Source organism: Flexivirga endophytica, from assembly GCF_014640635.1.
GTDB classification, from domain to species: domain Bacteria; phylum Actinomycetota; class Actinomycetes; order Actinomycetales; family Dermatophilaceae; genus Flexivirga; species Flexivirga endophytica.
Genome location: NZ_BMHI01000002.1, coordinates 134,654 through 158,764 on the forward strand (window position 1 = coordinate 134,654; position 24,111 = coordinate 158,764).

The following is a 24,111-nucleotide window of genomic DNA, read 5'->3' on the forward strand; positions in this document are numbered from 1 at the left end:
GACATGGCCGCAGGCGACACCGTCATCACAGTCATCGGCAACCTGACCCAGGACCCGGAGTTGCGGTTCACGCCGTCCGGGGCAGCCGTCGCCAACTTCACCGTTGCGTCGACGCCGCGCTACATGGATCGGCAGACCAATGAGTGGAAGGACGGCGAGACGCTGTTCATGCGCTGCTCGGTATGGCGCGAGGCGGCGGAGAACGTCGCCGAGTCGCTCACCCGTGGCGCACGCGTGATCGTCTCCGGTCGCTTGAAGTCCCGCTCGTGGGACGACAAGGAGACCGGTCAGAAGCGCACCACCATGGAGCTGGACGTCGACGAGGTCGGCCCGTCCCTGCGATACGCAACCGCGAAGGTCAACAAGACCCAGCGCGGCGGCGGCCAGCAGGGCGGCGGTTTCGGCGGCAACTCCGGTGGCCAGCAAGGCGGCTTCGGCGGCGGACAGCAGTCCGACCCGTGGGCGACCGGCGGCCAGGGCGGTCAGCAGGGCGGGGCCCCGGCGGCCCCGCAGCAGCCTGCCGGCGGCCAGCAGGGTGGCGGTTGGAGCACCGGCCCGTCATACGACGAACCGCCTTTCTAAAGCGGGTCGAGCGTTGCCCTGAGTAGTCCGAGGCGATAGCCGAGGACGTATCGAAGGGTAGGTGCGAGCCGCTAGGCGAGTGCCGTATCGAGACCGCCATACAACACAGATCAACCCCATCCCGAGTTTCGGCTCGGGCTCTCGAAAACGAAGGAGAGCACCACGATGGCTAAGCCCGTCATTCGTAAGCCCAAGAAGAAGGCCAACCCGCTGAAGTTGGCCAAGGTCGAGTCGATCGACTACAAGGACATCGCGTTGCTGCGCAAGTTCATCAGCGACCGTGGCAAGATCCGCGCCCGTCGGGTCACCGGTGTCTCCGTGCAGGAGCAGCGCCTCATCGCCACCGCGGTCAAGAACGCCCGCGAGATGGCCCTGCTGCCCTACTCGTCCTCGGCACGCTGAAAGAAGTAACGCTATGAAGATCATTCTGACCCACGAGGTCGCCACGCTCGGCGCTCCCGGTGACGTGGTCGAGGTCAAGGACGGCTACGCCCGCAACTACCTGCTGCCCCGCCACTTGGCCACGCCGTGGACCAAGGGCGGCCAGAAGCAGGTCGACGCGATCACGCAGGCACGGGCCAACCGTGCGGTGCAGTCGCTGGAGCACGCGCAGTCGCTCAAGGGCAACCTCGAGTCGTCCGTCATCTCCCTGTCGGCTCGCGCCGGTGCGAGCGGTCGCCTCTTCGGCGCCGTGACCACCGCCGAGATCGCCGAGGCCGTCAAGGCCGCCGGTGCCGGCGACATCGACCGCCGTACCGTGCAGATCGCACAGCCGATCCGCAACCTCGGCAACCACGAGGTCAGCGTCAAGCTGCACCCCGAGGTCGAGGCGAAGCTGAAGCTGGACGTCGTCGCTGCCAAGTGACGCTCTGACAGCACGTCGCTGACGTCTGGAGCCGGTCATCCCGTTCGGGGTGGCCGGCTCCTCGTCGTTCGAGGAACCATTCGAAGAATGTGGTGTCCGAGGGTGTCCTCAACGCGACTTCTCGTTCGTCATCGGGATGAGTACGGCGCCCGCCGTGCTGCGATGATCGACCGAGGAGGATCGATGAAGTACTTCCTGACCCACGTGATCGAGCCCGACGGCAGCTGGCCGGAGGACACCGAGCAGCGGTTGGACGACTGGGTGGCCGAGATGGACCATCGCGGCGTCCTGCTGGCCGGCGCGCCGCTGCGCAGCGACGTCGCGCCCACGGCGGTGCGGCGCACCGACACGACCGTGTCCGTGTCGGACGGCCCCTTCGCCGAGACCAAGGAGCAGGTGGCCGGGTTCGACCTGATCGAGGCGGCCGATCTCGATGAGGCGATCGCGGTTGCCGGCGCACACCCGACGCTCGGCAACGGCGCCATCGAGATCCGCCCCGTCATACCCGGCATGCCGACGCCGGTCCCGCGCGAGCCGCGGGCCGACCGCGAGCGCTATCTGATGCTGGTCTGCTGGGACCAGACCGGCGATGCGGAGATCACCGAGCAGGGACGGCCCGGTGACGAGCCGCGCCCGATGGACGACTGGATCGCGTATGCCGGAGAGCGACGCCTGCACGGTTGGCAACTGCAGCCGCCCGCGTTCGCCACGACGGTGCGCCGGGTGGACGGCGCGGTGGCTATCACCGACGGGCCGTTCGCGGAGACGAAGGAGCAGATCGGCGGCTACGACCTCCTCGAGGTCACCGATCTCGACGAGGCCGTCGCGATCGCGACCGCACACGGTAGCGACCTGATCGACCTGCGCCGGTGCGCCGCGGAGGTCCCGTCGCAGGTCGGCGACGGTGCGGCGACGGCGTGAGTACCGGCCAGTGAGCCGACCCGACGACCTGGTCGCCCCCGTCTTCGCCGAGGAGTGGGGGCGGCTGGTCGCCGGGCTGATCGGGTGGTGCGGTGACTGGGAGCTTGCCGAGGAGGCGGCACAGGAGGCGTTCGCGCGTGCGGTCGAGGTGTGGCCGCGCAACGGAGTGCCGACGACTCCGGCCGCCTGGCTGACCACGGTCGCCCGCAACGCGGTTCGCGACCGGCTCCGGCGGCGCGGCACGGAGGCGGCGAAGCTGGCGCTGATCGCCGCGACGTCCGATGACGAGCCGGCGCCGCCGAGCGGCTTCCCCGACGAGCGGCTACGGCTGATCTTCACCTGCGCGCACCCGGCCCTGCCGATGCCGGGTCGGGTGGCGCTCACGCTGCGGACGTTGTGTGGTCTGAGCGTGGTGGAGATCGCGAGGGCGTTCCTGGTCACCGAGTCGACGATGGACAAGCGGCTGGTCCGTGCGCGGGCCAAGATCCGCGCGGCCGCGATCCCTTACCGCGTGCCGCCGGCCGAGTTGCTGCCGGAGCGCATCGACGGCGTGCTCGCGGTGCTCTACCTGCTCTTCAACGAGGGCTACTCCGCCTCCTCGGGCGACGAACTCCTGCGGGTCGATCTCAGCACCGAGGCGATCCGGTTGGCCCGGTTGCTGCACCGGATGATGCCCGAGCCGGAGGTCACCGGGCTGCTCGCGCTGCTGTTGCTCACCGACGCACGGCGGTCCGCGCGCACCGAGCACGGCGAGATCGTGCCGTTGGCCGAGCAGGACCGTTCGCGCTGGGACCGGGCGGCCGTCGACGAGGGGCGCGGACTGCTCGCCGACCTGTCCGGCCCGCCCGGGGCATATGAGGTGCAGGCCCGGATCGCGCTCGAGCACGACCGTGCGCGGGCCGCCGCGCAGACCGACTGGGCCGCGATCGCGCGCCTCTACGAACTGTTGCCGGCGACACCGGTGGTCGAGCTCAACCGCGCGGTCGCGATCGCCGAGGCGTATGACGTGCAACTCGCCCTCGGGATGGTCGATCAGCTCGAGCCGGAGCTGGCCGGCTACCACCTCTTCCACGCGACCCGCGCGGACCTGGCGGCCCGCACCGGCGATCTCACGGGTGCGATCGCAGCACTCGACGAGGCGATCCGGCTCGCGCCGACCGGGCCCGAGCGGCGGCTGCTCGCGCGGCGGCGCGCCGCACTGACCGCCGAATGAGACCGCGGGGGAAGTGGTGCAGTTCTGACAACGGTCGCCGGTTGGGTGCGGGAGGTGGGCGAAATGTGGTGCAGTTCTGACAACCGTTGCCGGTTCTGCACGCGGCCGCTGCCCGCTCAGGCGCCGGTGACCATCCACCGCCCGGACCGGGTGCGTATGCCGAGCCCGATCAGCCGGAAGACCATGAACCCGGTGAACGCCAGCCACAGCATGAGCAGCGCGTGGCCGGGTCCGGCGTCGCGCAACGAGTCGGCGTGCACGTGCACCAGCCAGAGCAACGGCAGGTATGCCGCCAGCACGACCACCTGCAGCCACGCCAGCGCCGGGCCGTCGCCGGCTCCGATGAGGACGCCGTCGAGCACGAAGACCAGCCCCGCGATCGGCTGCCCGACCGCAACCACCAGCAGGGCGACCGACAGCGCGTCGCGGACCGCCTGGTCGCCGGTGAAGAGGATCGGCAGCACCGTGTGCGTCGCGGCGACGACGGCGCCGAGCGCAACGCCCATCCACCAGCCCCACCAGAGCATCAGCCGGGTGGCGTCCCGGGTGCCGTCCAGATCGCGCGCACCGAGGGTGTGCCCGGTGAGCGCCTGCGCGGCGATCGCCAGCGCGTCGAGGGCGAAGGCGAGGAAGCCGAAGACGGTCATCGCGACCTGGTGTGCGGCCAGCGGGACGTCGCCGAGCTCGGCCGCCGCCCAGGTGCTGGCCAACATCGCGGCGCGCAGCGCGAGTGTGCGAACCAGCAGCGGCACCCCGAACCGGGCCGCGGCCAGCACCCGGCCCGGATGCGGACGCAGGCTGGTCCCGAGTCGGCGGGCGCGACGCAGCACGACGATGAGCAGCCCTGCGGCAAGGGCGGACTGAGCGATCACCGTGCCCAGTGCGGAGCCGGCGATGCCGAGCCCCGCGCCATACACGAAGAGGATGTTGAGCAAGAGGTTCGCGGCGAAGCCGGTGGTGGCGCCGATCAGCGGCGTGCGGGTGTCCTGGAAGCCGCGCAGCACCCCGGTCGCGGCGAGCACCGCGAGCATGCCGGGTATGCCGAACGCGCTGATCCGCAGGTAGATGGTGGCCTCGTCCGCCACGGCCGGTGAGGCGCCGAAGACGTCGCAGATGGGACCGGCGAAGACGGCGACCACGATGGCGGTGGCGGCGCCGAGGAAGATCGACAGCCAGATGCCGTCGACGCCCGCGCCGACCGCGGCGGAGTCCTGTCCTGCGCCGAGTCGGCGGGCGACCAGCGCGGTGGTGCCGTAGGCGAGGAAGACGTAGATGTTGGCGGCGGTCAGCAGTGCGGCGCTCGCGACACCGAGTCCGGCGAGCTGGTCGGTGCCGAGGTGGCCGACGATCGCCGAGTCGGCCATCAGGAAGAGGGGTTCGGCGACCAGGGCGAGGAACGCCGGGACCGCCAGCGCCAGGATCTGCCGATGCGTCGACCGCTGCCCCACGGTGGACGACGAAGCGGGGCGGACGGGCACGCCCTTCAGCGTACGGTGCGCACGAACGCGTCCGCGGTCCGACACAGCGTGACGTCCGCGTAACTCACGTCTCGTCATATGAGACTTGGCCGTCTCATCCAGGAATGGGACGGACGGGACACCTGTGTCTTTGCGCGGAGTTCTGGCGGTCGGCGACAAACCCCGGAATGCCGCGGATTATTACGGAATGATCACGGCCGCGACGAGCGGTCCGACGCGCGGGGGCGCGCGCGTGAGGCTGAACGGTTGTCCACAGATATTCCAGAACGACTTTGGGAACGCCGTCCGGTACGTCATAGTCGGTGACCGTGCCACCGGCGGTTCGGGGAGTCGGGTGCACAACTGGGTGGGGCACTGGTCCCGGGGCAACGGCGCCCGCACCCGTCTTTGTCACTGCAGTCCATTTGAAGGGTCCCTTGTCTCATGGGTTCGTACTCCCCGCGTCACCTCAAGCGTGAGCCGAAAGTTCTGAACAAGGTCGGTCGCCGCAGCGTGGCCGTCGCCGCCGCCGGCGCATGTGTCGTCCCGCTGGCCGGCATGGAGAGCGCATCGGCCGCTCCGAGCGCCGGTATGGCGCAGGCAGGTCACGTCCAGGCCGCCGGACACGTCCAGGCCGCCGGTCACCTCGCCACCTCCGTCCGCATCGGCCCCACCGTGCAGTACGGCTCCCGCGGCACCGCGGTGAAGGTCGTCCAGCGCAAGGTCGGCGGTCTCGCGGTCGACGGCATCTTCGGTCCGCGTACCCGCGCCAAGGTGAAGTCGTACCAGCGCGCGCACCGCCTGGTCGCCGACGGCATCGTCGGTCGCCACACCTGGACCGCGCTCGGCGGCTACGGCTCCGCGCCGAGCCCGGTGTCCCGGTCGAACAACTCCTCCGTCGTGTCGATCGCGATGGGCCTGCGTGGCACGCCATACCGCTACGGCGGCACGTCGCGCTCGGGCTTCGACTGCTCGGGCTTCACCCAGTACGTCTACCGTCAGGCCGGCAAGAGCATCCCGCGGACCGCGTCGGCCCAGGCCGCTGCGACCACGCGTGTGTCCAGCCCGCGCCCCGGTGACCTGATGTTCTGGGGTTCCCCGGCGTACCACACCGGCATCTACATCGGTGACGGCAAGATGATCGCCGCTCGCCGTCCCGGCACCGTGGTCAGCGTCCAGAGTGTCTGGGGCAGCCCTTACTACGGTCGCGCCTGAGGCTCGCGCAGCGCGCCATACACCTGAGGAGAAGCCCTGTCGGTCCATCGGACCGGCGGGGCTTCTCGCTGTCCGCTCACGTTCGCGTATGGCGCTGAGCGCGCCTGCGCCACAACGGATCGACGGCTGGGGCACGAGCCGGACGGGCGTCTGGCAGGATGGCGGCAGACAGCGCGAGTGCGGGTCGGTCCGACCGCCGCGCGAGGGCCGTGACCGGCCCCCTTCATAACGTCTCAGATGTTGAGATTCTCGGTAAAAACTTTCATTTCGGCGTGTCGTTCGAAGCGATTTCGCTGTTTTAGTGTTACACGCATGTGATTCGGGCGCGGTTTCGTTGAAATTGCAACACTGGGCCACTCCAGCTCCGCCAGCCCCGCAAATACTCACCAGTCACATGAGTCACATAGGACTCATACACCCATCCGTACTCAACACTCGCGTCTTTCACAGACTCCGGAGCCCCGGCATAGTCAGTGCTCGTGCAACCGCCTTCTTCGGGGAAGGAGTAAGGCGACATCGGGGGATGCCACGGCACGCGTGGCATCCCCTTTGCGCGTTTCTGGACTGGACGAGCACCGAGAGGGTCACATGACCACGATTACTACTCCGAGACATCGCAAACCACGGCCCGGCCTGTCGGCCAAGGTCGCCCCGGCGATCACCTCCCGCAAGGGGCTGGTGGTGACCGGCACGCTGCTCAGCGTTCCGGCCACCGCCGCCAGCCTCGTGCAGGCAGCTCCGTCGTATGCCGATCCTGGCAGCGGTACGACGGGCGCATCGGGGCAGCGCAACACTGCGTCGGCCTCGACGAGCGGCGTCCGCGCCGCGTCGCCGAGCACGACCGTGGTTTACCTTCGCTACGGATCCACAGGAAGTTACGTCAAGACGGCTCAGCAGCGGCTGGGCGGCCTGACGGTGGACGGCATCTTCGGGACACAGACGTTGGCGAAGGTGAAGTCCTTCCAGCGCACGCACGGTCTCGCGGTCGACGGCATCGTCGGCCCGCGGACCTGGCAGGCGCTGGGTGGCTTCCCGGGTTCGGCGCCGACCCCGCCGCCACCGACGACGCCGTCGTGCCAGGTGAACGTCATCCGCTACGGCTCCACCGGCTCGCTCGTGTCGAGTGCACAGGGCAAGCTCGGCGGGATCGCGGTGGACGGCGTCTTCGGCGCAGCCACGTTGTCGCGCGTGAAGTCCTTCCAGAGCTCTCATGGTCTGGCGGTCGACGGCATCGTCGGCCCGCAGACCTGGCAGGCGCTGGGCGGCTACCCGTGCGGCACCACACCGACGCCACCGCCGCCCACCAGCGGCGGCAGCACGTCGACCGTGGTCTCCATCGCGGAGAAGTACCTGGGGGTGCCCTACGTGTGGGGCGGCTCGTCCCCGTCGCAGGGCTTCGACTGCTCGGGGCTCACGTCATACGTCTACAAGCAGGCGGGCATGTACATCCCCCGTACCGCCAGCCAGCAGCAGGCGTACATGAAGCGGACCTACAGCCCTCAGCCGGGCGACCTGGTCTTCTTCGGCTCGCCGGCGTACCACGTGGGCATCTATCTCGGGAACAACATGATGATCGCGGCACCGAAGCCTGGTGACGTGGTCAAGAAGCAGAGCATCTGGACGACGCCGACGGGCTACGGCACGTTGCGCTGACACCGGCTCACTTCCGGTCCACGCGGCCACGGTCACTCCTCGGAGCGGCCGTGGCCGCGTTCTGTGTATGGCGCTGGCGGACTGTGGTGGCCGAGGAGCGTCATGCGGGTTGAGTAGCGGAGGAGTGAAGCGGGGGAGCGTATCGAGACCCCGCGGCGGCCGCGGGCCGGGGAGAGCGCAGCGAGGTGGGGCTCGAGGTCCGCACTCACCCACCCAAGCCCTCGCCTGTGGATAACTTCTGCGTCCGGACGATGAGATTTGGCATGATCCCGGGGTCGGGTATGCCGGGCACACCGGCTTCTTGACCAAAACTTTAAGAACGTGGCGCACCAGCGCGGTGCTGGCTCGCCCATAATCACGGGGCACTCAGGTTCATCACAGGGGAGGGATTCACCCGATGCGCAGCTCACGTGCCGTTGGCGCCACTGCGACACTGCTTGCCGTCCTGGCAGCATCCGGATGCGGAGGCGGATCGAGCGATGGCGCGTCGTCATCGGGCTCCACGCACTCCAAGCCAGGCATCGCCTCCGGCGAGCCGGCACCGCCGCAGACCACGAAGACGACCAGGACGTCGAGCGCGGCGACATCGCCGACGACCAAGGCGAAGCCGACCACCAAGGACACAGCAGCCGGTGCTCCGGGTGTGCCCGAACCGGCCAGACAGCACACGAAGGCCGGCGCCATGGCGTTCGCACGACACTACTATTCCGTTGTCAATCGAACCGCGCAACGTCCGAAAGTTGGTGAGCTCGAACCTCTAGCTCTCGACGGCTGCAAAACCTGTGATAACCATGAGAATACTGTGCAAGAACTGGTTGAAAAGAATCAGCATTTCGCGGGTAAAGAATTGGTTATTGACGGAACTGAAATATACCACTGGGACAGTTCAAGTTCGAAGGTTAAAGTGATGATCACCGAGCCGGCGGTCAACATTGTGGATGCCACGGGCAGTGTGGTTCGATCCTATGACCGTCTGACCGGCCAAGGTATGGTCTTTGAACTTCACTGGGGGAGTGCCGGCTGGCGTGTGGCTGCGATAAGAGTGATGACAGCATGAATGCAAAAGGCTGCGTGTTTGGGCTTGCTGTAGTTGTCGCCACGACCATACCGCTCTTGCCTGCTGCTCACGGAACACAGCGCGCTCCCTATTGTCGTGCATCAGGCTGCGGAAAGACCAAGGGTGACGGCGCCGAAGTCGGAATGTCGAAAGCGGACACCAGCGGTCTCCCAAAAAAGGGGCCAGCAACGGTAACCAAGGGAAAGAAGACGGTAAAGAGACTCGTCCCATACGAGTACCAGAACGTTCACGCGTGCCCGCATAACGCCCCTGATGGGGAGGATGCCGGATGCGAGCGGACTTTCAAGGCATGCATTAATGTAAAGGATGCCGACGGCCCCCTTGTGACCGTGTACCGACGACTTCTGGTGCCGAATAAGCGCCCGGGCAAATGGGACAGAGTTGGCGAGACTTGTTGGCCGAATCTGGTGCCCAACGCGAGCTCCAAACCCGAACTCACAGTAGCAATGATCCGGGCGGCATTTATCAAGACGCCGTTCGTGAAGCCGAAGGCCACGATGGAACCGGTGGGCAACCGGACCCTGGTCAACCTGCCCAACTACTTCACTGCGGACTTCTCCGGCCCAGGTTATGGGCCGGACGAGGTTCGCACCGTGACGCTGCTCGGTCACAAGGTGCAGATCAAGCCGGTCTTGAAGTCGAACACCTTCCACTTCGGCGACGGCTCGTCACTCGGTCCGACGGAGTCGCGCGGTGGCGGCTACCCGGACGGCGACGTGAAGCACACCTATGAGCAACGCGGCACCGTGAAAGCGTCGGTCACGACGGTCTATGGCGGACAGTTCGCCGTAGACGGCGGAAAGTTCACCGACCTGCCCGGGAGCGCGACCATCACGGGTCCCGCCCAGCCGATCCAGGTCCTCGAGGCGACCGGCCGCCTCGTGCGATAACTCGCCGGGGTTGCAAGTCGTCTCGAAGTTCAGGTGCTGAGCGCATGCTGCGCATACATGTGCGCCGAGGCTGGCGGCTTAGCGGCCGACTTGCTGGCACCCGCGAGACCGTCCCTTGGCGCAACCTTTACTGAACCTGCGGTAACCGCACCCTCGGCCACTCCCCACGCCAACGGTCCTGTGGGTAACTCGCGCCACAAATCCACCAAAGATTTTTCTTGTGCACAGCCGTGGAGGCACGTTTTCGCAGGTCAGCGCCATACAAGGCAGGTGGGCGGGAAGATATCCACAGTCTTGTCCCCAGGGCGTGCACACGACATACGGCACATGTCCACACGTTGTCCACAGGTTGTCCCGAGCACATATGAGCGGGGGTTTGCAGGGGCGGCGGAAGGGTTCTAGCGTGGCCTCTTCGCGTGTCACGCACCCAGTTGGATCTCACTGTCACACTCTCGTGGTGCAGTTGACACATGTTCGAAAACGGTGGCAAGGAGAGCGTGCGTGGCGATTGCTGAACTTCCTCCGGACTACACCGACGAGGGTGGCCACGGGGGCGGCATGGTCCCGCCGCAAGACGTCCCGGCTGAGCAGTCGGTGCTCGGCAGCATGTTGCTGTCCAAGGACGCCATCGCCGATGCAGCGGAGTCGGTCGACGGACGCGACTTCTACCGTCCGGCGCACGAGTCGATCTACGAAGCCGTCATCGACCTCTACGGCCGCGGTGAGCCGGCCGACGCGATCACCGTCGCCGACGAGCTGACCAAGCGCGGCGAGCTGAGCCGCATCGGCGGGCAGGCCTACCTGCACGAGCTGATCCAGGGCGTGCCGACCGCCGCCAACGCCGGCTACTACGCCGAGATCGTCGCCGAGCGCGCCGTGCTGCGCCGGCTGGTCACGGCCGGCACTCGCATCGTGCAGATGGGGTATGCCGATGGTGGCGGCGACGTCGTCGACGTCATCAACGCCGCCCAGGCCGAGGTCTTCGGCGTCACCGCCGGCAAGGAGGCCGAGGACTACGTCCGGCTCGGCGAGATCATCGCCGAGACCGCGGACGAGATCGACGCCGCCAGCAGTACCAACGGTCAGATGACCGGTGTACCAACGGGATTCACCGATCTCGATGCGCTGACCAACGGTCTGCACCCCGGTCAGATGATCGTTATTGCGGCCAGGCCGGCTGTTGGCAAGTCAACGATCGGCTTGGATATAGCACGGGCGTGCTCAATCAAGGCCGGTATGGCGTCCGCCGTCTTCTCGCTGGAAATGAGCAAGACCGAGATCTCCATGCGACTGCTGTCCGCGGAGGGCGGCATACAGCTGCAGCACATGCGCAAGGGCACTATGCGCGACGAGGACTGGACGCGGCTGGCGACGACGATGGGCAAGGTCGCGGATGCTCCTCTGTTCATTGATGATTCGCCGAACATGTCGCTGATGGAGATCCGTTCCAAGTGTCGCCGACTCAAGGAACGCAACGACCTCAAGTTGGTAGTCATCGACTATTTGCAGCTGATGACATCCGGCAAGCGCGTCGAGTCGCGTCAGCAGGAGGTGTCGGAGTTCTCTCGTGCGTTGAAGCTGCTGGCCAAGGAGATCAACGTGCCGGTGATCGCGATCTCGCAGCTCAACCGTGGCCCCGAGCAGCGGACCGACAAGCGTCCGCAGATGTCCGATCTGCGTGAGTCCGGCTCGATCGAGCAGGACGCCGACATGGTGATCCTGCTGCACCGCGAGGACTCCTACGACCGCGAGTCCGAGCGTGCAGGTGAGGCCGACCTGATTGTGGCCAAGCACCGTAATGGCCCCACCGACACGATCACCGTCGCGTTCCAGGGGCACTATTCACGGTTCACGAATATGGCGCAGAACTTCTAAACAGCAGCAGAAGCGCGGCGTCTTACCGCCCAGAGTGGGGCATGCACGGCGCCCACTTGCGCGCGCTCGGAGACACTTCCCAGTTCCTGCGGTAGCGAACACCGAGCGCATTGAGACGCTCCTCAGGCTTCGTCGGGTTTGAGTTCGGCCAGAAAGCGAGCTGCGAGCGCGATCCACTCCTGCGGCAACGCGTCGGTCACCCAGATCTCGAGGTACTCCTCGGGTGTTAGACCGCGGGGGGCGACCGGCAACAGCTCGCGGTTGTACTCGTGGAAAGGAGACGTGCGCTTCAACTGCCAAAGCAGCTCGCGTGCCTGACTTGTCCTTCCATGTCCACCGATCTCGAACGCTGGGAACGTGGACGGGTTCCGCTGTGGCGGCGCCCACCTCGCCCAGGCCCGGTAGAAGGGGAGCTCCCAGTCGAGGTGGCTGTACCTGAACGGCCCCCGGAACCCGTTGGCAACCAGACCTGCCATCAGGCCCTCGGCTGTGTTGCGGAGACGTTGCTGTTTGGTCATCGACCGAACCTACCGACTACGACCGACGCGCCCTCTGCGGCCAGACGAAACTTGTGCTGACCGCCGTGCCTACCCTTGACTGGCCTAGCCAGCGCCGCTTCTTCTTGGTGGGTGGGCTGCTTCTTGCTTGGTGGCGGTCGGTGGTGCATGGCTTCAGACGAATGGAGCGCTTCAACAGCGGCTTGAGCTCGTCCGGAAGATCCCCGACGTGCCCGTCATAGGCGGTGTGAACCACCTCTCGACTCTGTTGATCGAACCAGGAACAGGGCACCACGGCGCGGGCCGAGCTGATGTTTCTTCAGCCGGAGGTACCGCTCCTGCTCAGCAATCCAGGAGGAGATGGCGACCGAGAAGCTCCGCGTAGAAGCCAAGCATGTCGGGGTCGATCCGGCCGTCGTGCGTCGCCGCCTCGACGAGCTTCAGGGCGGAGCGGGACTCCCGCACTCGGCGACGACTGAGCGCGGTTCTGAGGAGCAATGTCGGAGACTTCGGCAACTCGCCCCCCTAACGTCGGTCCTCTGCGCTAAGACTGCGACATGGAGTTCACGATATACAGGGAGACCGCGGAAAGATGACGAGCAGTTGGGCTCGGTTCTGGGTTGTGGACCTTCACGTGCACACGCCCGGATCGAGCGACGCACGCGACGAGGACTTCGGCACTGCCGTTGACATCGTGCGGAAGGCGCTCGACGCTGGACTGGACGCGATCGCGGTGACCGACCACAACACGGCGGCGTGGTGCGGACAGATGGCTGAGGCCGCCGAAGGCAGCGACCTCGTTGTGCTCCCTGGCTTCGAGCTCAGCACCAGTGATGGGCATCTGCTCGGTATCTGGGAGGAAGGCACGGCCCCGTCGACCATCGAGGACGTACTGATCCGACTCGGTATCGAGCGCTCCCGTTTCGGCGACCTCAACGTCGTCTCGGCGAAGGGCATGGCCGAGTGCGCATCCGAAATCCGTGACAAGGGCGGCATTGCTATCGCCGCCCACATCGACAAAGACCGTGGCATCCTTATTCAGCCTGTGCAGACGCACGTCAACCAGCTTCTGGCTGATCCGAACATCGCGGCCTTCGAGTACGTGCTGGCCGGGACGCCGGCCAAGGTCGCCGCAAAGCTTGGTGAGACCCGTCGTCCGGCGTTGATCCAGAGTTCTGACGCTTACGATGCGGCGCTCAGTCGCCACGCCGCCGCTGGCATCGGGATCCGGCGCTCGTGGATCAAGGCTGCGCGACCGGATCTGTGTGGCCTCAGATATGCACTGCAGGATCCCGATCTGCGCGTCACGCTTACCGATCCGGCCACCGCGGCGCCGCACCCCACGATCGACTCGGTTTCAATCTCCGGTGGCTTCTTGTCTGGGACGGCGTTGGAGTTCAGCCCGGACCTCAATTGCCTCTTGGGGGGCACCGGCGCCGGCAAGTCATTGGTCCTTGAAGCGCTGCGCTTCGCTCTGGACCAGCAGGTCGACGGTGCCCTCTTCAACACGATCCGCGACGAGGTCGACCGCCGGCTGGAGACGGCTCTTCTCGAAGGCACCACCGTTGCCGTCGAGATCAGCACGCCGACGGCGCAATATCGGGTGTCGCGGATGTTCAGCGCGATCGGGTCCACTCCCGTGGTCGAGCAGGACATTGCCGACGAGTGGGTCCGGGTCGACCACGATCCCGCCGCGCTCCTGACTGTCTCCGCCTTCTCACAGGGGGAGATCCTCGAGTACGCAAGGCAGCCCGTAGGCCGCATGGGGCTAATTGACGCCAAGCTCGACCTCGCTGAGATTGATGCCCGAATCGCGGAGAGCGAATCGAAGCTCCGTGCGAACGGCACAGCTCTGATCGCCGCCCGCGACAAGGTCCAGACGCTCACAGAACAAGCCTCCGACGCGAATAGCCTCAGGGACCGCGAGCGTGAACTGTCTGCGCTCTTCGATGACGACCTCGTCAAGTCACAAGGGCGTTGGACGGCAGAACAGGGGGCACTCGCGACGCTCGCCGAATCCGTAGATGGCATCACCTTCGTCCGGCCCAGCGAGCCCGATCCAGCGTCGGCCAAGATGACGCCCGAGCATGATGCGCAGTTCGAGAAGATCCGCCTTGCGCAGGTCGCATTCAAGTCCGCTGTGGACGCGGCCGAGAAGCTAGTCGCTGAGAGCCTGGTCGATCTCAAGACCGCGGTCGGCGAGGTTAAAGCTGAGTTGGATGCTGAGTTCCAGGCGTTCAAGAAGCAGCTCGACGAGACGTTGGAGAAGTCGGGGTCAACGTCGCTTCCCCTGCTGCGGCGGGAGCTCGAAACTGCGCAGACGAACCGCAGCAAAGCCGAGGCGGCCGCTCAGACGCTGAAGAACGACGCAGAGCCCGCGTACAACCGGCTCAGTGATGTGCGCGAGACACTGCTTGGCGAGCTCAAGCAGGCTCGTGACGATCGGCGCACGCTCCGCCGAGATCGGGTCGCCGATCTCAATCGCAAGACGTCCGGCTTCGTGAAGATCGACATCCCCGCGCAGGGAGACACCGCCTCCTTCCGCCAGGCGCTCGATGCGCTGAAGGTTGGCTCACGGGTCCGTGAGCAAGCGCTCGACCTAATCGCCGAGAACATCCGGCCGTACAACTTCGTCCGCGCCCTATGGACTGGCGACACCGCGAAGGCTGGTCACCTACCGGACGGAGTTACGGCGGTGGACTTCGCCCGTCTGCTGGCGACGGTCGACGACCGCGATCTATGGGAGCAGTTGTTGGAGGCTCAGCTCATCGCGACGCCCGACGTTCTCAAAGTCAAGTTCCGTAAGCCTGAGGGGCGAGACTACGTCAACATCGAGGACCTATCGCACGGTCAGAAGTGCACCGCCATCCTGGTCATCCTGCTCGCCGATGGGGAGACCCCAGTACTCATTGACCAACCCGAGGACGCCCTGCACGCACCCTGGATCGAGGAGTACCTCGTCGACCGCCTTCGGCAGTTGAGAGGATCCCGGCAGTACATGTTCGCAACGCGCAGCCCTGGCCTGGTGGTGAGCGCCGACTCGGAGCAACTGATCACGATGCGCGCCACGGCCGGCAAAGGCGAGGTTGAGGCATGCGGTTCTCTTGAGCGCTACGACCTCAACAAGCTCGCACTCCACCACTTGGAAGGCGGCAGGACGCCGTTTGCTCGCCGCGCCAGGAAGTTGGATGCGTCGCTGACCTCTAATGTGTGATTGCACGAAGTCCGTTCGCCACTCATGTATGAACGAGCGTCAGTAGCGCCCGATTATCTCGTGGCGATCTCGACTAGAAGATCAACTCCAAGGTCTCGCATACTGCGCGACGCTCGACATCCACGCTTGCGGCGTTGCAGACGCTCAATGGTGCAACCAGACCGCCGTCGCGCCTGCGCCTTGCGAGCGCGGCGCCGAGCGCCGCTCGATCCCCTTGGAGTTGATCATCTAGTCATGAGATCTAGTCGCCGCACCCAGACCCAGCACCGCTCGACGCGCGGCACCTGCGTCTTTCCGGCGGAAGCGCCCATTAGTCCAGCCACATGGGTCCTCGACGGCGTTACCGGCCCTTCTGAAACCGCTTGGTCTCGCAGGTCGCGGCGGGGAGCATGTCTTCGTGCTGCACATCTACCTCGACCAGAACAAGTGGGTTGACCTTGCCCGCGCGGCGACGGGAAAGCCCCAGGGTGCCCGGTTCGCCGACGCGCTCACCATGGCGAGTGCAGCAGTGGAATCGGGCGCAGTGTGCTTCCCGCTCGACATGTACAGGTACTGGGAGACCAGTAAGCGCGGCGACAGCCGTTCCCGGAACGACGTCGTTGACATCATGCGCGAACTCTCCCGGGGCCAGACCATGGCGCTCCCGTTCGGACTGCTCGACCAGGAGCTCGACGAGGCACTGCTGCGGTGGTTTGGAAGGCCAACTCACCCACGGCAGCAGCAGGTGTTCGGATTGGGCATGCGGCACATCGCCGGGAAGCTTATGGACTGGCCCGGGCTCGACTTGTCGACGCTCCCCGACGGTGGCGCGTCCATGTCTCCGGCAATGCGCGCACAGCTCGAGGAGTGGTTGTACTCGACAATTGAGGAGGAGCTACATCGCGCCGGTCCGCAGGACCTCGCCGAGTTCGGATTCGATTTCGCCAACTCCGACCACGCGAAGCGCTTCGTCGAGTTCGAGAACATCCTTGCCGGCGAGATCGCGAAGAAGGGTCTCACCGGCGACCTCGTCGACCTGGCGGTCCGGGGCGCCGATCTCGGCGACATCAAGCCGCCGCTTACCGAGGCGCTTGAGCGCATCGGCATGACGTTCGAGCAGTTCGCAACGACTCTCGGCGAAGGAGGGCTCGTCCGGTTCATCGACGACCTGCCGACGCGGTATGTCACCAACGTGATGCGGTCCGCGAAGCACCGCCAGAGCCAACAGCCGTGGGAGCTGAACGACTTCATCGACATTGTCGCTCTCCCGGTCGCCGCGGTGTTCTGCGACATCGTCGTGACTGAGAAGCAGTGGGCTCATCGCCTACGGCAGGGCAAGGTCGGCGAGCGCTACGGCACCGTCCTTATCAACGACGTCGCCGACCTCACCGACATCCTCGTCAACGCCGCGACCCCTTGATTCGGCTCCCTGCTCAGAACGCCGCAGCGGTGTCCCGACACCAGACTTGGTATCCGCAAGTAGACGGCTGTCGACGACCACACGACTTCACCCGTCGCCGGCAAGCCTGAGCGACCCAGTTGGAGCCGGGGCGAAGGCTGCGGCCAGTCGGGAGCTGCCGCGAACCGGGCAACTCGCCGACCCGCCTCACACCGCCTCACACCGCCGCCAGATTCGTGGGTGCCGTCGCCGGTCTGAGGGACGTAGCGTCGGTGGTGTCCGAGTGCCCGGCCCCGCCTTGGCGGCCAGCGGCCACCGGTTGAGTCCCTTGGTCGCCGCGAGGTGACCTCATGTCCACCACCACAATCGTGTTGCCGTTCCAGCCGACGACGATGTCGACCGCCCAGTTGGCGGCAGTCTCCTTCCTGGCCCGGTACTCCGGGCGAACGCACACGCTCTACGACTTCCAGCTACGGGAATGGTTCACCTGGTGCGAGACCAACGGTCTGGATCCGTTGACCGGTATCCAACGAGCCCACGTCGAGCTCTACATCCGCAGCCTCGGCGAACGCGGCCTGATTGACTCCTCGATCAACACGATGATGCACGCCGTACGCGGATACTTCCGGTTCGCACACATCGACGGTCTCATCAGCTCCGACCCGGCCGTGTACGCCCGACTGCCCAAGATTCACCGCGACGAAACCCGCACCCAAGGACTCGACCGGCTCGAGCTGATCCGCTTCCTACAGATCGCCCAAACCATCACCGTGCACCACGGCGCCCTCGCATATTTGCTGGGCATCAACGCCTTACGCGCATCCGAAGCCGCCGCCGTCCGGATCGAGGACTACGCCGACACCCTCCGCGGGTACCGGGTGCTGCACCTGGTCGGCAAAGGCAACAAGCCCGCCACCATGCCCCTGACCGTCCCGGTGCTGCGGGTCCTGGAGACCTGCCGCGGCCAGCGCACCACCGGGCCTCTGATCCTGCGACCACTCTCCGGGAAACCCGTTGACCGGCGCGACGTGTACCGGATGGTCACCCGCATCGCCACGGTCGCTGCATTTCCCCGGCACATCAGCCCGCACTCGCTGCGGCACGCGGCGATCACCAACGCCTTGGACGCCGGGGTGCCGTTACGGGACGCACAGATCCTGGCCAGGCACGCTGACCCGCGCACCACCGAGCACTACGACCGTGCCCGCGGCACCCTCGACCGCCACGGCGTCCACTTCCTCACCGCCTACGTCGCCGGCGTCTGATCGACGACTCGATAACGCCGGATCCGCCCACTGTGACGCAAGCTGTGCCGTTCTTCGGGGATGACGGCTGGGCGCTGAGTCCGAAATCGGTCGGTCCGCAGATCTGACCGGCCGAGTTCGGCAGCGGAGCGCTCCCTCATCGAGCTGCTCTCTTGACCATCGAAACTGCCCACGCGATCGTCCCAAACAGCGTAAACAGCGCGGTCAGCTGCTGTAGCTCGTTCTTCTTCATCATCGTCACCTCCTGTCTTGGCGTCTGTACTCATGTTTGCAAGCCGCCAACCGAGGTTGGATAGTCGTCATTGGGGGGAAAGCCCCGGACGGTGTGTCTAGAGTCATCGTGTGCCCTCTACCAAGCGCTCGCGCTCGGCGGTCGCGGTCATCGACGTCGAGATCGCCGACCGAGCAGCAACTCGAGGCCTCGACGTCTCACCCGGGACGGTGCGTCGATGGCGGCTAGGCGGACTCCTGCCCGATGCGGACGCTGTGGGAGATCGCCCCGTGGGCGCGCGTGCCGGTCGACGCCCACAGCAATACACCGCGGCCACGCTCGTCGAGGTCGAAGCCGCGATCGATGTGCTGATTCGCCACACCCGGCGTGGTCGCAGCCAACAGGATCTCGCTCTAATACTCTTTGCGCACCACCTTCCTGTCAGGCCCGAACTGGTTCGGGCGGCGATCACAGTGAGACTCCACTCCATCCGCCTAGGGCTCGACGATCTGATCCGAAGAGCTCAGAGCCAGTTCCCCTCACCCGCTGATGCTGGACTTGAACTCGACGACACGTTTGAACGTGCAGAAGCACTGGCTCAATTGGCTCTAGCCGTACACCCATCGCCTTTCGGCCGGCTGCGTCGAAACCTAAAGAAGTCCGGTCAGCCTGTGAGCACGACCGACATGCTCCAGATCGCAACGTGCTTGTTCCAAATCCTTGCAGCAACCCAACCGGGTGAAACCTCAGGCACGGATGTAGAGCTCTGGATTGATCTCATGAGGGCGCTTGGCATGGACGGCATGCTCGAGTCCGCGACAGCAGACGTTCCGCCCTTACTTCCACAGGGCGTTGGCGATTTCCTCGACGCGGCCTCCGGCGTCGGCCAACTCACGCTTCGACCACTCCCCGTAGACCTAGCCGACGACGAACTTTTCGCTGCTCGCGATCTCGCAATCTGCGTCGCCCAAGCACTGAGATCGATATCCGACCCCACGATCCTGCACCACCTAGGCGGGCCGTCCCTCGCAACCCTGTGGGATCCGAGCGACCCTACCCTCATCACCACCACGACAACGCTTCTTGTCCACATGCTCCGTAGCGACGAGGTACTTGACCCGTACGCGCTGATTGAGGCCCGCGATCAGGGCTAGGTAGATCGTCGCCGAGCCCGGGATTCACTGCACGTCAGCACCGAGCAAGGATGCCGCGAGAAGTAGCGTCCAAATCGCCCAGAGTGATGTACCTCATCGTCGACCATCCCCTGAAGGCAGGGAGTCCGGACGGAGAAGCCGGTGGGGACTGATGGCGCGGTTCTTACTCCAGCCGATGTGCCGTCGTGTCGTTGGAGTCAGGACCTCGGCTTCTGCGGCGATGTCCGCGCTAGTACCGGCGCGTTCGATGTGCCGGTTAGCCCTTTGAGACTGGTGAACCGTTGAATAAGGACGACGGCCTCTGCGGCCGCTGCAGTCCCCTCACATCGGGCGGCTCGGACAATCAGCGGCCCAATATCTCTCTTCGCCTTGGGATCCTTCAACGCCCCTGCCCAGCCCGCGACGACGCCTGGCGGCAGCGTGGCGAGCGACGCGTCGAGCAGCGTTGGTGCCCACCTGTCACATTCGGCGACCCACAGTCGAAGGTCTTCGAATGTCTGCTGATGATTGTTCGCAAGGCCGGCGGCGAAGGGCAGCATGTTCGCTTCGGCCACCTCGCGTGCAACCTCAGGGTCCACGTCGCCAACGAGTGAGAGCATTTCCGCTGCAACATCGTAGTCCTGACCTTCTAGCCTAAGGTTCAGTGGCAGGCCTTCACGCAAGAGTCGGACACTGAGTTCCGGGTGTGTGTAGACGAGCAATTCGTCGATAGCGCCGAACTCGCTCTCGTGGCGCTCCAAGATATCGAGGATGTCCTGGTGTCGAACATCGGCGATGGAGTTGAGGACGAAAAGCACGTTCTCACCGGGTCGCGGAAGTTGTTCCACCAGCGCTGCTTCGACCGCCTCCAGGTCGACCGCCCCCACCACCTTTGCCCAACCTCGAGGATCGGCGTCGGCGTACATCAAGATGAACTCCCAGAAGTTGTGCCAGCGAAGGTCCTCTGCCGGGCTCCCGAGTTGAGCAATCAAGGCCCTGTTGTCGAGGGCACGCACGAACTTTCGAGCGGCCCTGCGGCACGCTGTCGCGGGCTGCTTGGTGCGCCGAAACATTGGCAGGTATTGGAGCAAGAATCCGAAGGTGCGGAACAGCGCGTGGTGCTCCGCGAGTGGGTCCGGCGAGAACATCGCCGCGAGCCGCTCAGCGTGTAGCTCGAATAGTCGTACGCCGAGGGCGGGATTGAGATCGCTCAGACATTTGAACAGCTCGTCAGCCGAACGGAGGTCAGGCACTTCGTCGAGCATTCGGCTCAGGACGTCCTCATCGAGGGCTTCTCCGGTTGCCTTAATGAGGTCGCCGCCGCCGCCATGTGCGATGCGGTCGACAGCCCGAGTCGTGGAGTAGATGTGTGGCCACCCGCCATGCACGATGAGTGACGCAAGAGAGCCGGGATCAACATCGCCCATCACCGAAGCCAGGCGGCCGCTGTCATCGTTCATGAGTACGTTCACCAGCGAGCCGACAGCCCATCCTGTTTCTGGGCTTACGGACTTGACCCAGGCAACGATGACATCAATGTGCTCCCAAACGGTTGCGCCGATGACCGGAGCGTCACGTCCGTCAAGTTGTTCCAACAGCTGGGAGGCCATTGCCACCTCGGGCCCGGGCGGTGTCTCCAACGCGCGCAGAGCCAGCTGGCGGTCGTGCTCGTCGGTCCTGACGCCGCAGCTGATCAATGCCCATCGAGTCTCGGTCGAATGAGCTCGCCCTAGGAGCCAAGCGAGACCTCGCAGCGACGTCGAGGTTGAATCAACAGCGACACCGATAAGCCTTGCCGCGTCTTTGCGGTCTTCGAGCGCGACCTCCTTGGACACCTCCGGAAGAGGCATGTGCTTCGCTCGCCTCCCGCTCTGAGGCTTCGTCTCGCTGCGGTTGCCGGTGGCTGAGGCGGTGGGTTGAACCGCGACCTTCTCTGCCGCGACTTTCGTTGCATAGTGCGGCGGGTGCAGCATCCACCTCAGGACCGCGTACGCAGTCCGTAGGTGCGAGCACCGCCAAACACCTTGGTGCTCAACTGCGAGGAGGTGACGTTGAAGTGTCTCGAGGCCCTTCTCAACCCAGGCGCGGTCGCGGTTCAGTGCAACCGCATATGGCACGAGCTCATCGACCGTGACCCCTGAGTCGACACCAGCAATCTGCGCGACCGCGAGCGCACATGCCAAGAGGTCGGCGCGGTCGAAAGCGCGAACCTCCTGCATTGACCGGGAGGTGCGCCGCCACCCGCCTGTGAGGATGTAGAAGAATTGCCAGGCCGTCGGTTCCTTCGCGGCCCTTTCCACCCGTGCCTCGAATGGCTCGTCGCCGAGGTGGTCACCCACCCAATCGTCGAGCACTTGCACCTTCGCCAGAAGGTCGTCGCGGTGCGCAAGTACGTACCGCTGCAGGACTGCGACGGCCCCCGTTCCGCTCACGGAGACCGTCGCGACACCGCCCGCAATATGGTCGACCCCGGCAATCAGGACCAACTGATCTGCCGAGGCCGCCTCGGCAAGCTCTCGCACCGTGTCTGATGACAGGTCCTGAGCGTCATCGACGAACAACAGCTTGCGGTGCGGGAAGTGGCGCAGGTCTTCAAGCCACGGGCGAACGGCCACGCGTCGGGCTCGGTCGCGAAGTTGCAATATTTCAACTCCGTCGGCGGCGAGACGCTGCGCAACCTGATACGCGGTGATGGACTTTCCAGAGCCGCTCTCGCCGTTCAGCACGACAGCATGGCTCTGAGCCAACGCATCTTGCACGTGTTGAACCTCTTGCAGCGGGGGACAGACGGCGACATCCGCTGCCGCCAGTCGTCCACCCGACAAGGCATGTTCGAGTCCCCGGTTCGCATCGAATGTGACGACCCGCCAAGCTGCCTCGTCTTCCGCGTTCGCGTACGGCTCGGCAAGCCTGCCTAGCACCGTCGCTGAATCCCCCATGACATCATCGACGCCTGACACCCTCGGCCCAACCCGCGAAACCCGCCATTGGTCATCCAGCGGCGCGATGAGCTGTTCAACGACAACTTCATCACTTTCGGAGTACCCGATAACAAGAAGCGTGCGCGGATGCTCCTGCACCAGTTGCTGTACCCGGTTGAGCACGCTAGCCGGTACGACGCCATCTTCATGCGGGAGGACCCAGTCCGCATCGGGGTTCGCGACGTCACCGTGCGGCTTGTAGAGGACGTCGTCCGGGATGCGAGTGCCGTACAAACGCAGATACGCGGCCTCCAGCGCGGAATCCCAGTTGAACGAAACCACACACTCGACGACACCCGCGTGGATCAGGCGTGCAAGGCCCTCATGAGCTTGTGAGCGCTGGCCCGACCTTTGAGCGTCCAGCGCGGTGAACTCCGCCTGGAACCGCGCCTGAGCAACGCCAGAGCCGGCGATGGTCTGCCAACCCAGCGCCCAGCGTGCCTCGTCATCCCCGACAAGGGCCTTCGCCGGGGTGTCCTCCAACCCAAGATCGGCAGCCAGGTGTGCGCGCGCCTTACGGTCCGCGTCGATGGCATCCCACATCAACGCATTCAGACCAGCAGTGTCCGGATAGCGCTGAGCAAGCGAGAGGCCAGCACCCACGACCGCGACAGCGCCCAAACTCAGGCGCTTACCCAACGCCTCAATATTCGACGCCAAACGTCCTCCCACCAGCAACGCGTCCTAGCTCATTCATGCGCCCGATCGTCGCACGACACCCCACCCGGCGTCGGACCGCACAGCCGGTCGGTGTGAGGGGTGGACGATGTTCTGGTGTGTCACGCCACTGCTGACAGCACCAAGTCCTCAAACTTGCAAAAATGCGAACGGTCGGGCGCCGAGCACAACGCAACAGTTCGGGCCGCGTCACTCCGCCGCGTGTCGGCGTACAGACGGGGTTGTCTTGATCGCCGGTGCGATCGCTTTGGGAGGCCAGCTTCTCGAGAGAGTCGGCAGCGTAGTGAGGTTGGCACACGGGTCCGATTCCCGGGGAGGAGAAGAGTCGCGATTGGTGCCTTGACTTCAAGTCCGCTTGAAGTGGCACGCTCGGACCACTATCCGAAGGCACGGTGAATTCATGAGCACACGAAGCGTATCCACGCGGTCCAGTTGGTCCACGTCACTGTCGTCGACCTCGACGCGCGGCGGCGGTCCTGAGGCCAGCTCCGGCCCAACCCAACGTACGTCTGGCCGTGACCATGACTGACTTCGCACTCCACCTCGTTGTCGAAGACGTGCCGGCTGCGGTGGACTTCTATAAGCGGGGGTTGGGGGCGCAGGTGACACGAATGCTTCACCTCCCGGACGGCTCCATCGCGACCGCCGAGCTGACTGTGGACGGACTGCAGATGGCGCTGGCCGCCCCCGTGCCCGGGACGTCGTTGGCGACTCCGCGGTCCACGGGCACGTCCGTGGCCGCCTACCGCTTCATCGTTCAGGATGCTGACGCCGCAATGGACCGAGCGGTCTCAGCCGGCGCGACCGTGCATTCACCCGCGCAGGATGCCTTTTGGGGCGTGCGGACCGGGGAGGTTCTGGACCCGTCGGGCCACCGTTGGGCCTTCGACCAGCCGTTGCGAGAGATTCCGGTGGAGGAGATTGAGGCGCAACTCGCGGCCATGTTCGGCAGCGCCTGACACAGTCCCAGGCAGAAACCTCGACGACGCCTCGCATCGAGTGGGA

At 65.5% G+C, this 24,111-nt stretch carries 19 protein-coding genes; 15 read left to right on the forward strand and 4 right to left on the reverse strand.

Annotated elements, in window-relative coordinates:
- Positions 1-3 precede the first annotated feature (3 nt).
- From IEX71_RS05595 to IEX71_RS05620, 5 genes are all read left to right on the forward strand, one after another.
- Positions 4-582, forward strand: coding sequence for a single-stranded DNA-binding protein (locus tag IEX71_RS05595; protein WP_188836017.1), 579 nt, complete (start codon positions 4-6; stop codon positions 580-582).
- Between the two features lie 165 nt (positions 583-747).
- Positions 748-984 (forward strand): 30S ribosomal protein S18, encoded by a 237-nt coding sequence (rpsR, locus tag IEX71_RS05600; RefSeq protein WP_188836018.1) that lies wholly within the window; start codon positions 748-750, stop codon positions 982-984.
- A gap of 13 nt (positions 985-997) precedes the next feature.
- Positions 998-1,447, forward strand: coding sequence for a 50S ribosomal protein L9 (rplI, locus tag IEX71_RS05605; RefSeq protein ID WP_188836019.1), 450 nt, complete (start codon positions 998-1,000; stop codon positions 1,445-1,447).
- Between the two features lie 183 nt (positions 1,448-1,630).
- Positions 1,631-2,368: a YciI family protein gene (locus tag IEX71_RS22435; RefSeq protein WP_229749502.1), complete on the forward strand. Its 738-nt coding sequence runs from the start codon at positions 1,631-1,633 to the stop codon at positions 2,366-2,368.
- Positions 2,369-2,378: 10 nt separating this feature from the next.
- Positions 2,379-3,581: an RNA polymerase sigma factor gene (locus IEX71_RS05620; RefSeq protein ID WP_188836020.1), complete on the forward strand. Its 1,203-nt coding sequence runs from the start codon at positions 2,379-2,381 to the stop codon at positions 3,579-3,581.
- A 116-nt stretch (positions 3,582-3,697) separates the two neighbouring features.
- Here the strand turns inward: IEX71_RS05620 and IEX71_RS05625 are convergent, their stop codons facing one another.
- A complete protein-coding gene (locus IEX71_RS05625; RefSeq protein WP_229749503.1) occupies positions 3,698-5,059 on the reverse strand; it encodes an MATE family efflux transporter in 1,362 nt (453 codons plus the stop codon).
- A gap of 423 nt (positions 5,060-5,482) precedes the next feature.
- Here IEX71_RS05625 and IEX71_RS05630 point away from each other — a divergent pair, with 423 nt between their 5' ends.
- Positions 5,483-6,253, forward strand: a complete 771-nt coding sequence (locus IEX71_RS05630) for a C40 family peptidase (RefSeq protein ID WP_188836022.1) — start codon at positions 5,483-5,485, stop codon at positions 6,251-6,253.
- Positions 6,254-6,841: 588 nt separating this feature from the next.
- On the forward strand, positions 6,842-7,906 hold the full coding sequence (locus IEX71_RS22720; RefSeq protein ID WP_188836023.1) for a C40 family peptidase: 1,065 nt from the start codon (positions 6,842-6,844) through the stop codon (positions 7,904-7,906).
- Positions 7,907-8,296: 390 nt separating this feature from the next.
- Here the strand turns inward: IEX71_RS22720 and IEX71_RS05640 are convergent, their stop codons facing one another.
- On the reverse strand, positions 8,297-8,590 hold the full coding sequence (locus IEX71_RS05640; RefSeq protein WP_188836024.1) for a hypothetical protein: 294 nt from the start codon (positions 8,588-8,590) through the stop codon (positions 8,297-8,299).
- Here IEX71_RS05640 and IEX71_RS05645 point away from each other — a divergent pair.
- From IEX71_RS05645 to dnaB, 3 genes are all read left to right on the forward strand, one after another.
- Positions 8,589-8,963, forward strand: coding sequence for a flagellar hook assembly protein FlgD (locus IEX71_RS05645; protein WP_188836025.1), 375 nt, complete (start codon positions 8,589-8,591; stop codon positions 8,961-8,963). The two genes, IEX71_RS05640 and IEX71_RS05645, sit on opposite strands and share 2 nt — an antisense overlap.
- 527 nt (positions 8,964-9,490) lie before the next feature.
- Positions 9,491-9,874 carry a hypothetical protein gene (locus tag IEX71_RS05650; RefSeq protein WP_188836026.1) on the forward strand — a complete coding sequence of 128 codons (384 nt, stop codon included), beginning with the start codon at positions 9,491-9,493 and terminating at the stop codon, positions 9,872-9,874.
- Positions 9,875-10,375: 501 nt separating this feature from the next.
- Positions 10,376-11,749, forward strand: a complete 1,374-nt coding sequence (dnaB, locus tag IEX71_RS05655) for a replicative DNA helicase (RefSeq protein WP_373284567.1) — start codon at positions 10,376-10,378, stop codon at positions 11,747-11,749.
- A gap of 122 nt (positions 11,750-11,871) precedes the next feature.
- Here dnaB and IEX71_RS05660 read toward each other — a convergent pair whose 3' ends face one another.
- Positions 11,872-12,267: a hypothetical protein gene (locus tag IEX71_RS05660; protein ID WP_188836027.1), complete on the reverse strand. Its 396-nt coding sequence runs from the start codon at positions 12,265-12,267 to the stop codon at positions 11,872-11,874.
- 571 nt (positions 12,268-12,838) lie between these two features.
- On the opposite strand from IEX71_RS05660, the gene IEX71_RS05665 reads away from it, so the two are divergent.
- The 4 genes from IEX71_RS05665 to IEX71_RS05680 all read left to right on the forward strand — a co-directional run bounded on the left by IEX71_RS05665 (position 12,839) and on the right by IEX71_RS05680 (position 19,468).
- Positions 12,839-15,460, forward strand: coding sequence for an AAA family ATPase (locus tag IEX71_RS05665; protein WP_188836028.1), 2,622 nt, complete (start codon positions 12,839-12,841; stop codon positions 15,458-15,460).
- Between the two features lie 397 nt (positions 15,461-15,857).
- Positions 15,858-16,859: a hypothetical protein gene (locus IEX71_RS05670; protein ID WP_188836029.1), complete on the forward strand. Its 1,002-nt coding sequence runs from the start codon at positions 15,858-15,860 to the stop codon at positions 16,857-16,859.
- Between the two features lie 329 nt (positions 16,860-17,188).
- Positions 17,189-18,103 carry a tyrosine-type recombinase/integrase gene (locus tag IEX71_RS05675; protein ID WP_188836030.1) on the forward strand — a complete coding sequence of 305 codons (915 nt, stop codon included), beginning with the start codon at positions 17,189-17,191 and terminating at the stop codon, positions 18,101-18,103.
- A gap of 342 nt (positions 18,104-18,445) precedes the next feature.
- Positions 18,446-19,468, forward strand: a complete 1,023-nt coding sequence (locus IEX71_RS05680; protein WP_188836031.1) for a hypothetical protein — start codon at positions 18,446-18,448, stop codon at positions 19,466-19,468.
- A gap of 197 nt (positions 19,469-19,665) precedes the next feature.
- On the opposite strand, the gene IEX71_RS05685 is transcribed toward IEX71_RS05680, so the two are convergent.
- Complete coding sequence (locus IEX71_RS05685; RefSeq protein WP_188836032.1) at positions 19,666-23,088, reverse strand: P-loop NTPase; 3,423 nt, start codon at positions 23,086-23,088, stop codon at positions 19,666-19,668.
- 539 nt (positions 23,089-23,627) lie between these two features.
- Here IEX71_RS05685 and IEX71_RS05690 point away from each other — a divergent pair.
- A complete protein-coding gene (locus IEX71_RS05690; RefSeq protein ID WP_188836033.1) occupies positions 23,628-24,065 on the forward strand; it encodes a VOC family protein in 438 nt (145 codons plus the stop codon).
- The last annotated feature ends 46 nt before the right edge of the window (positions 24,066-24,111 follow it).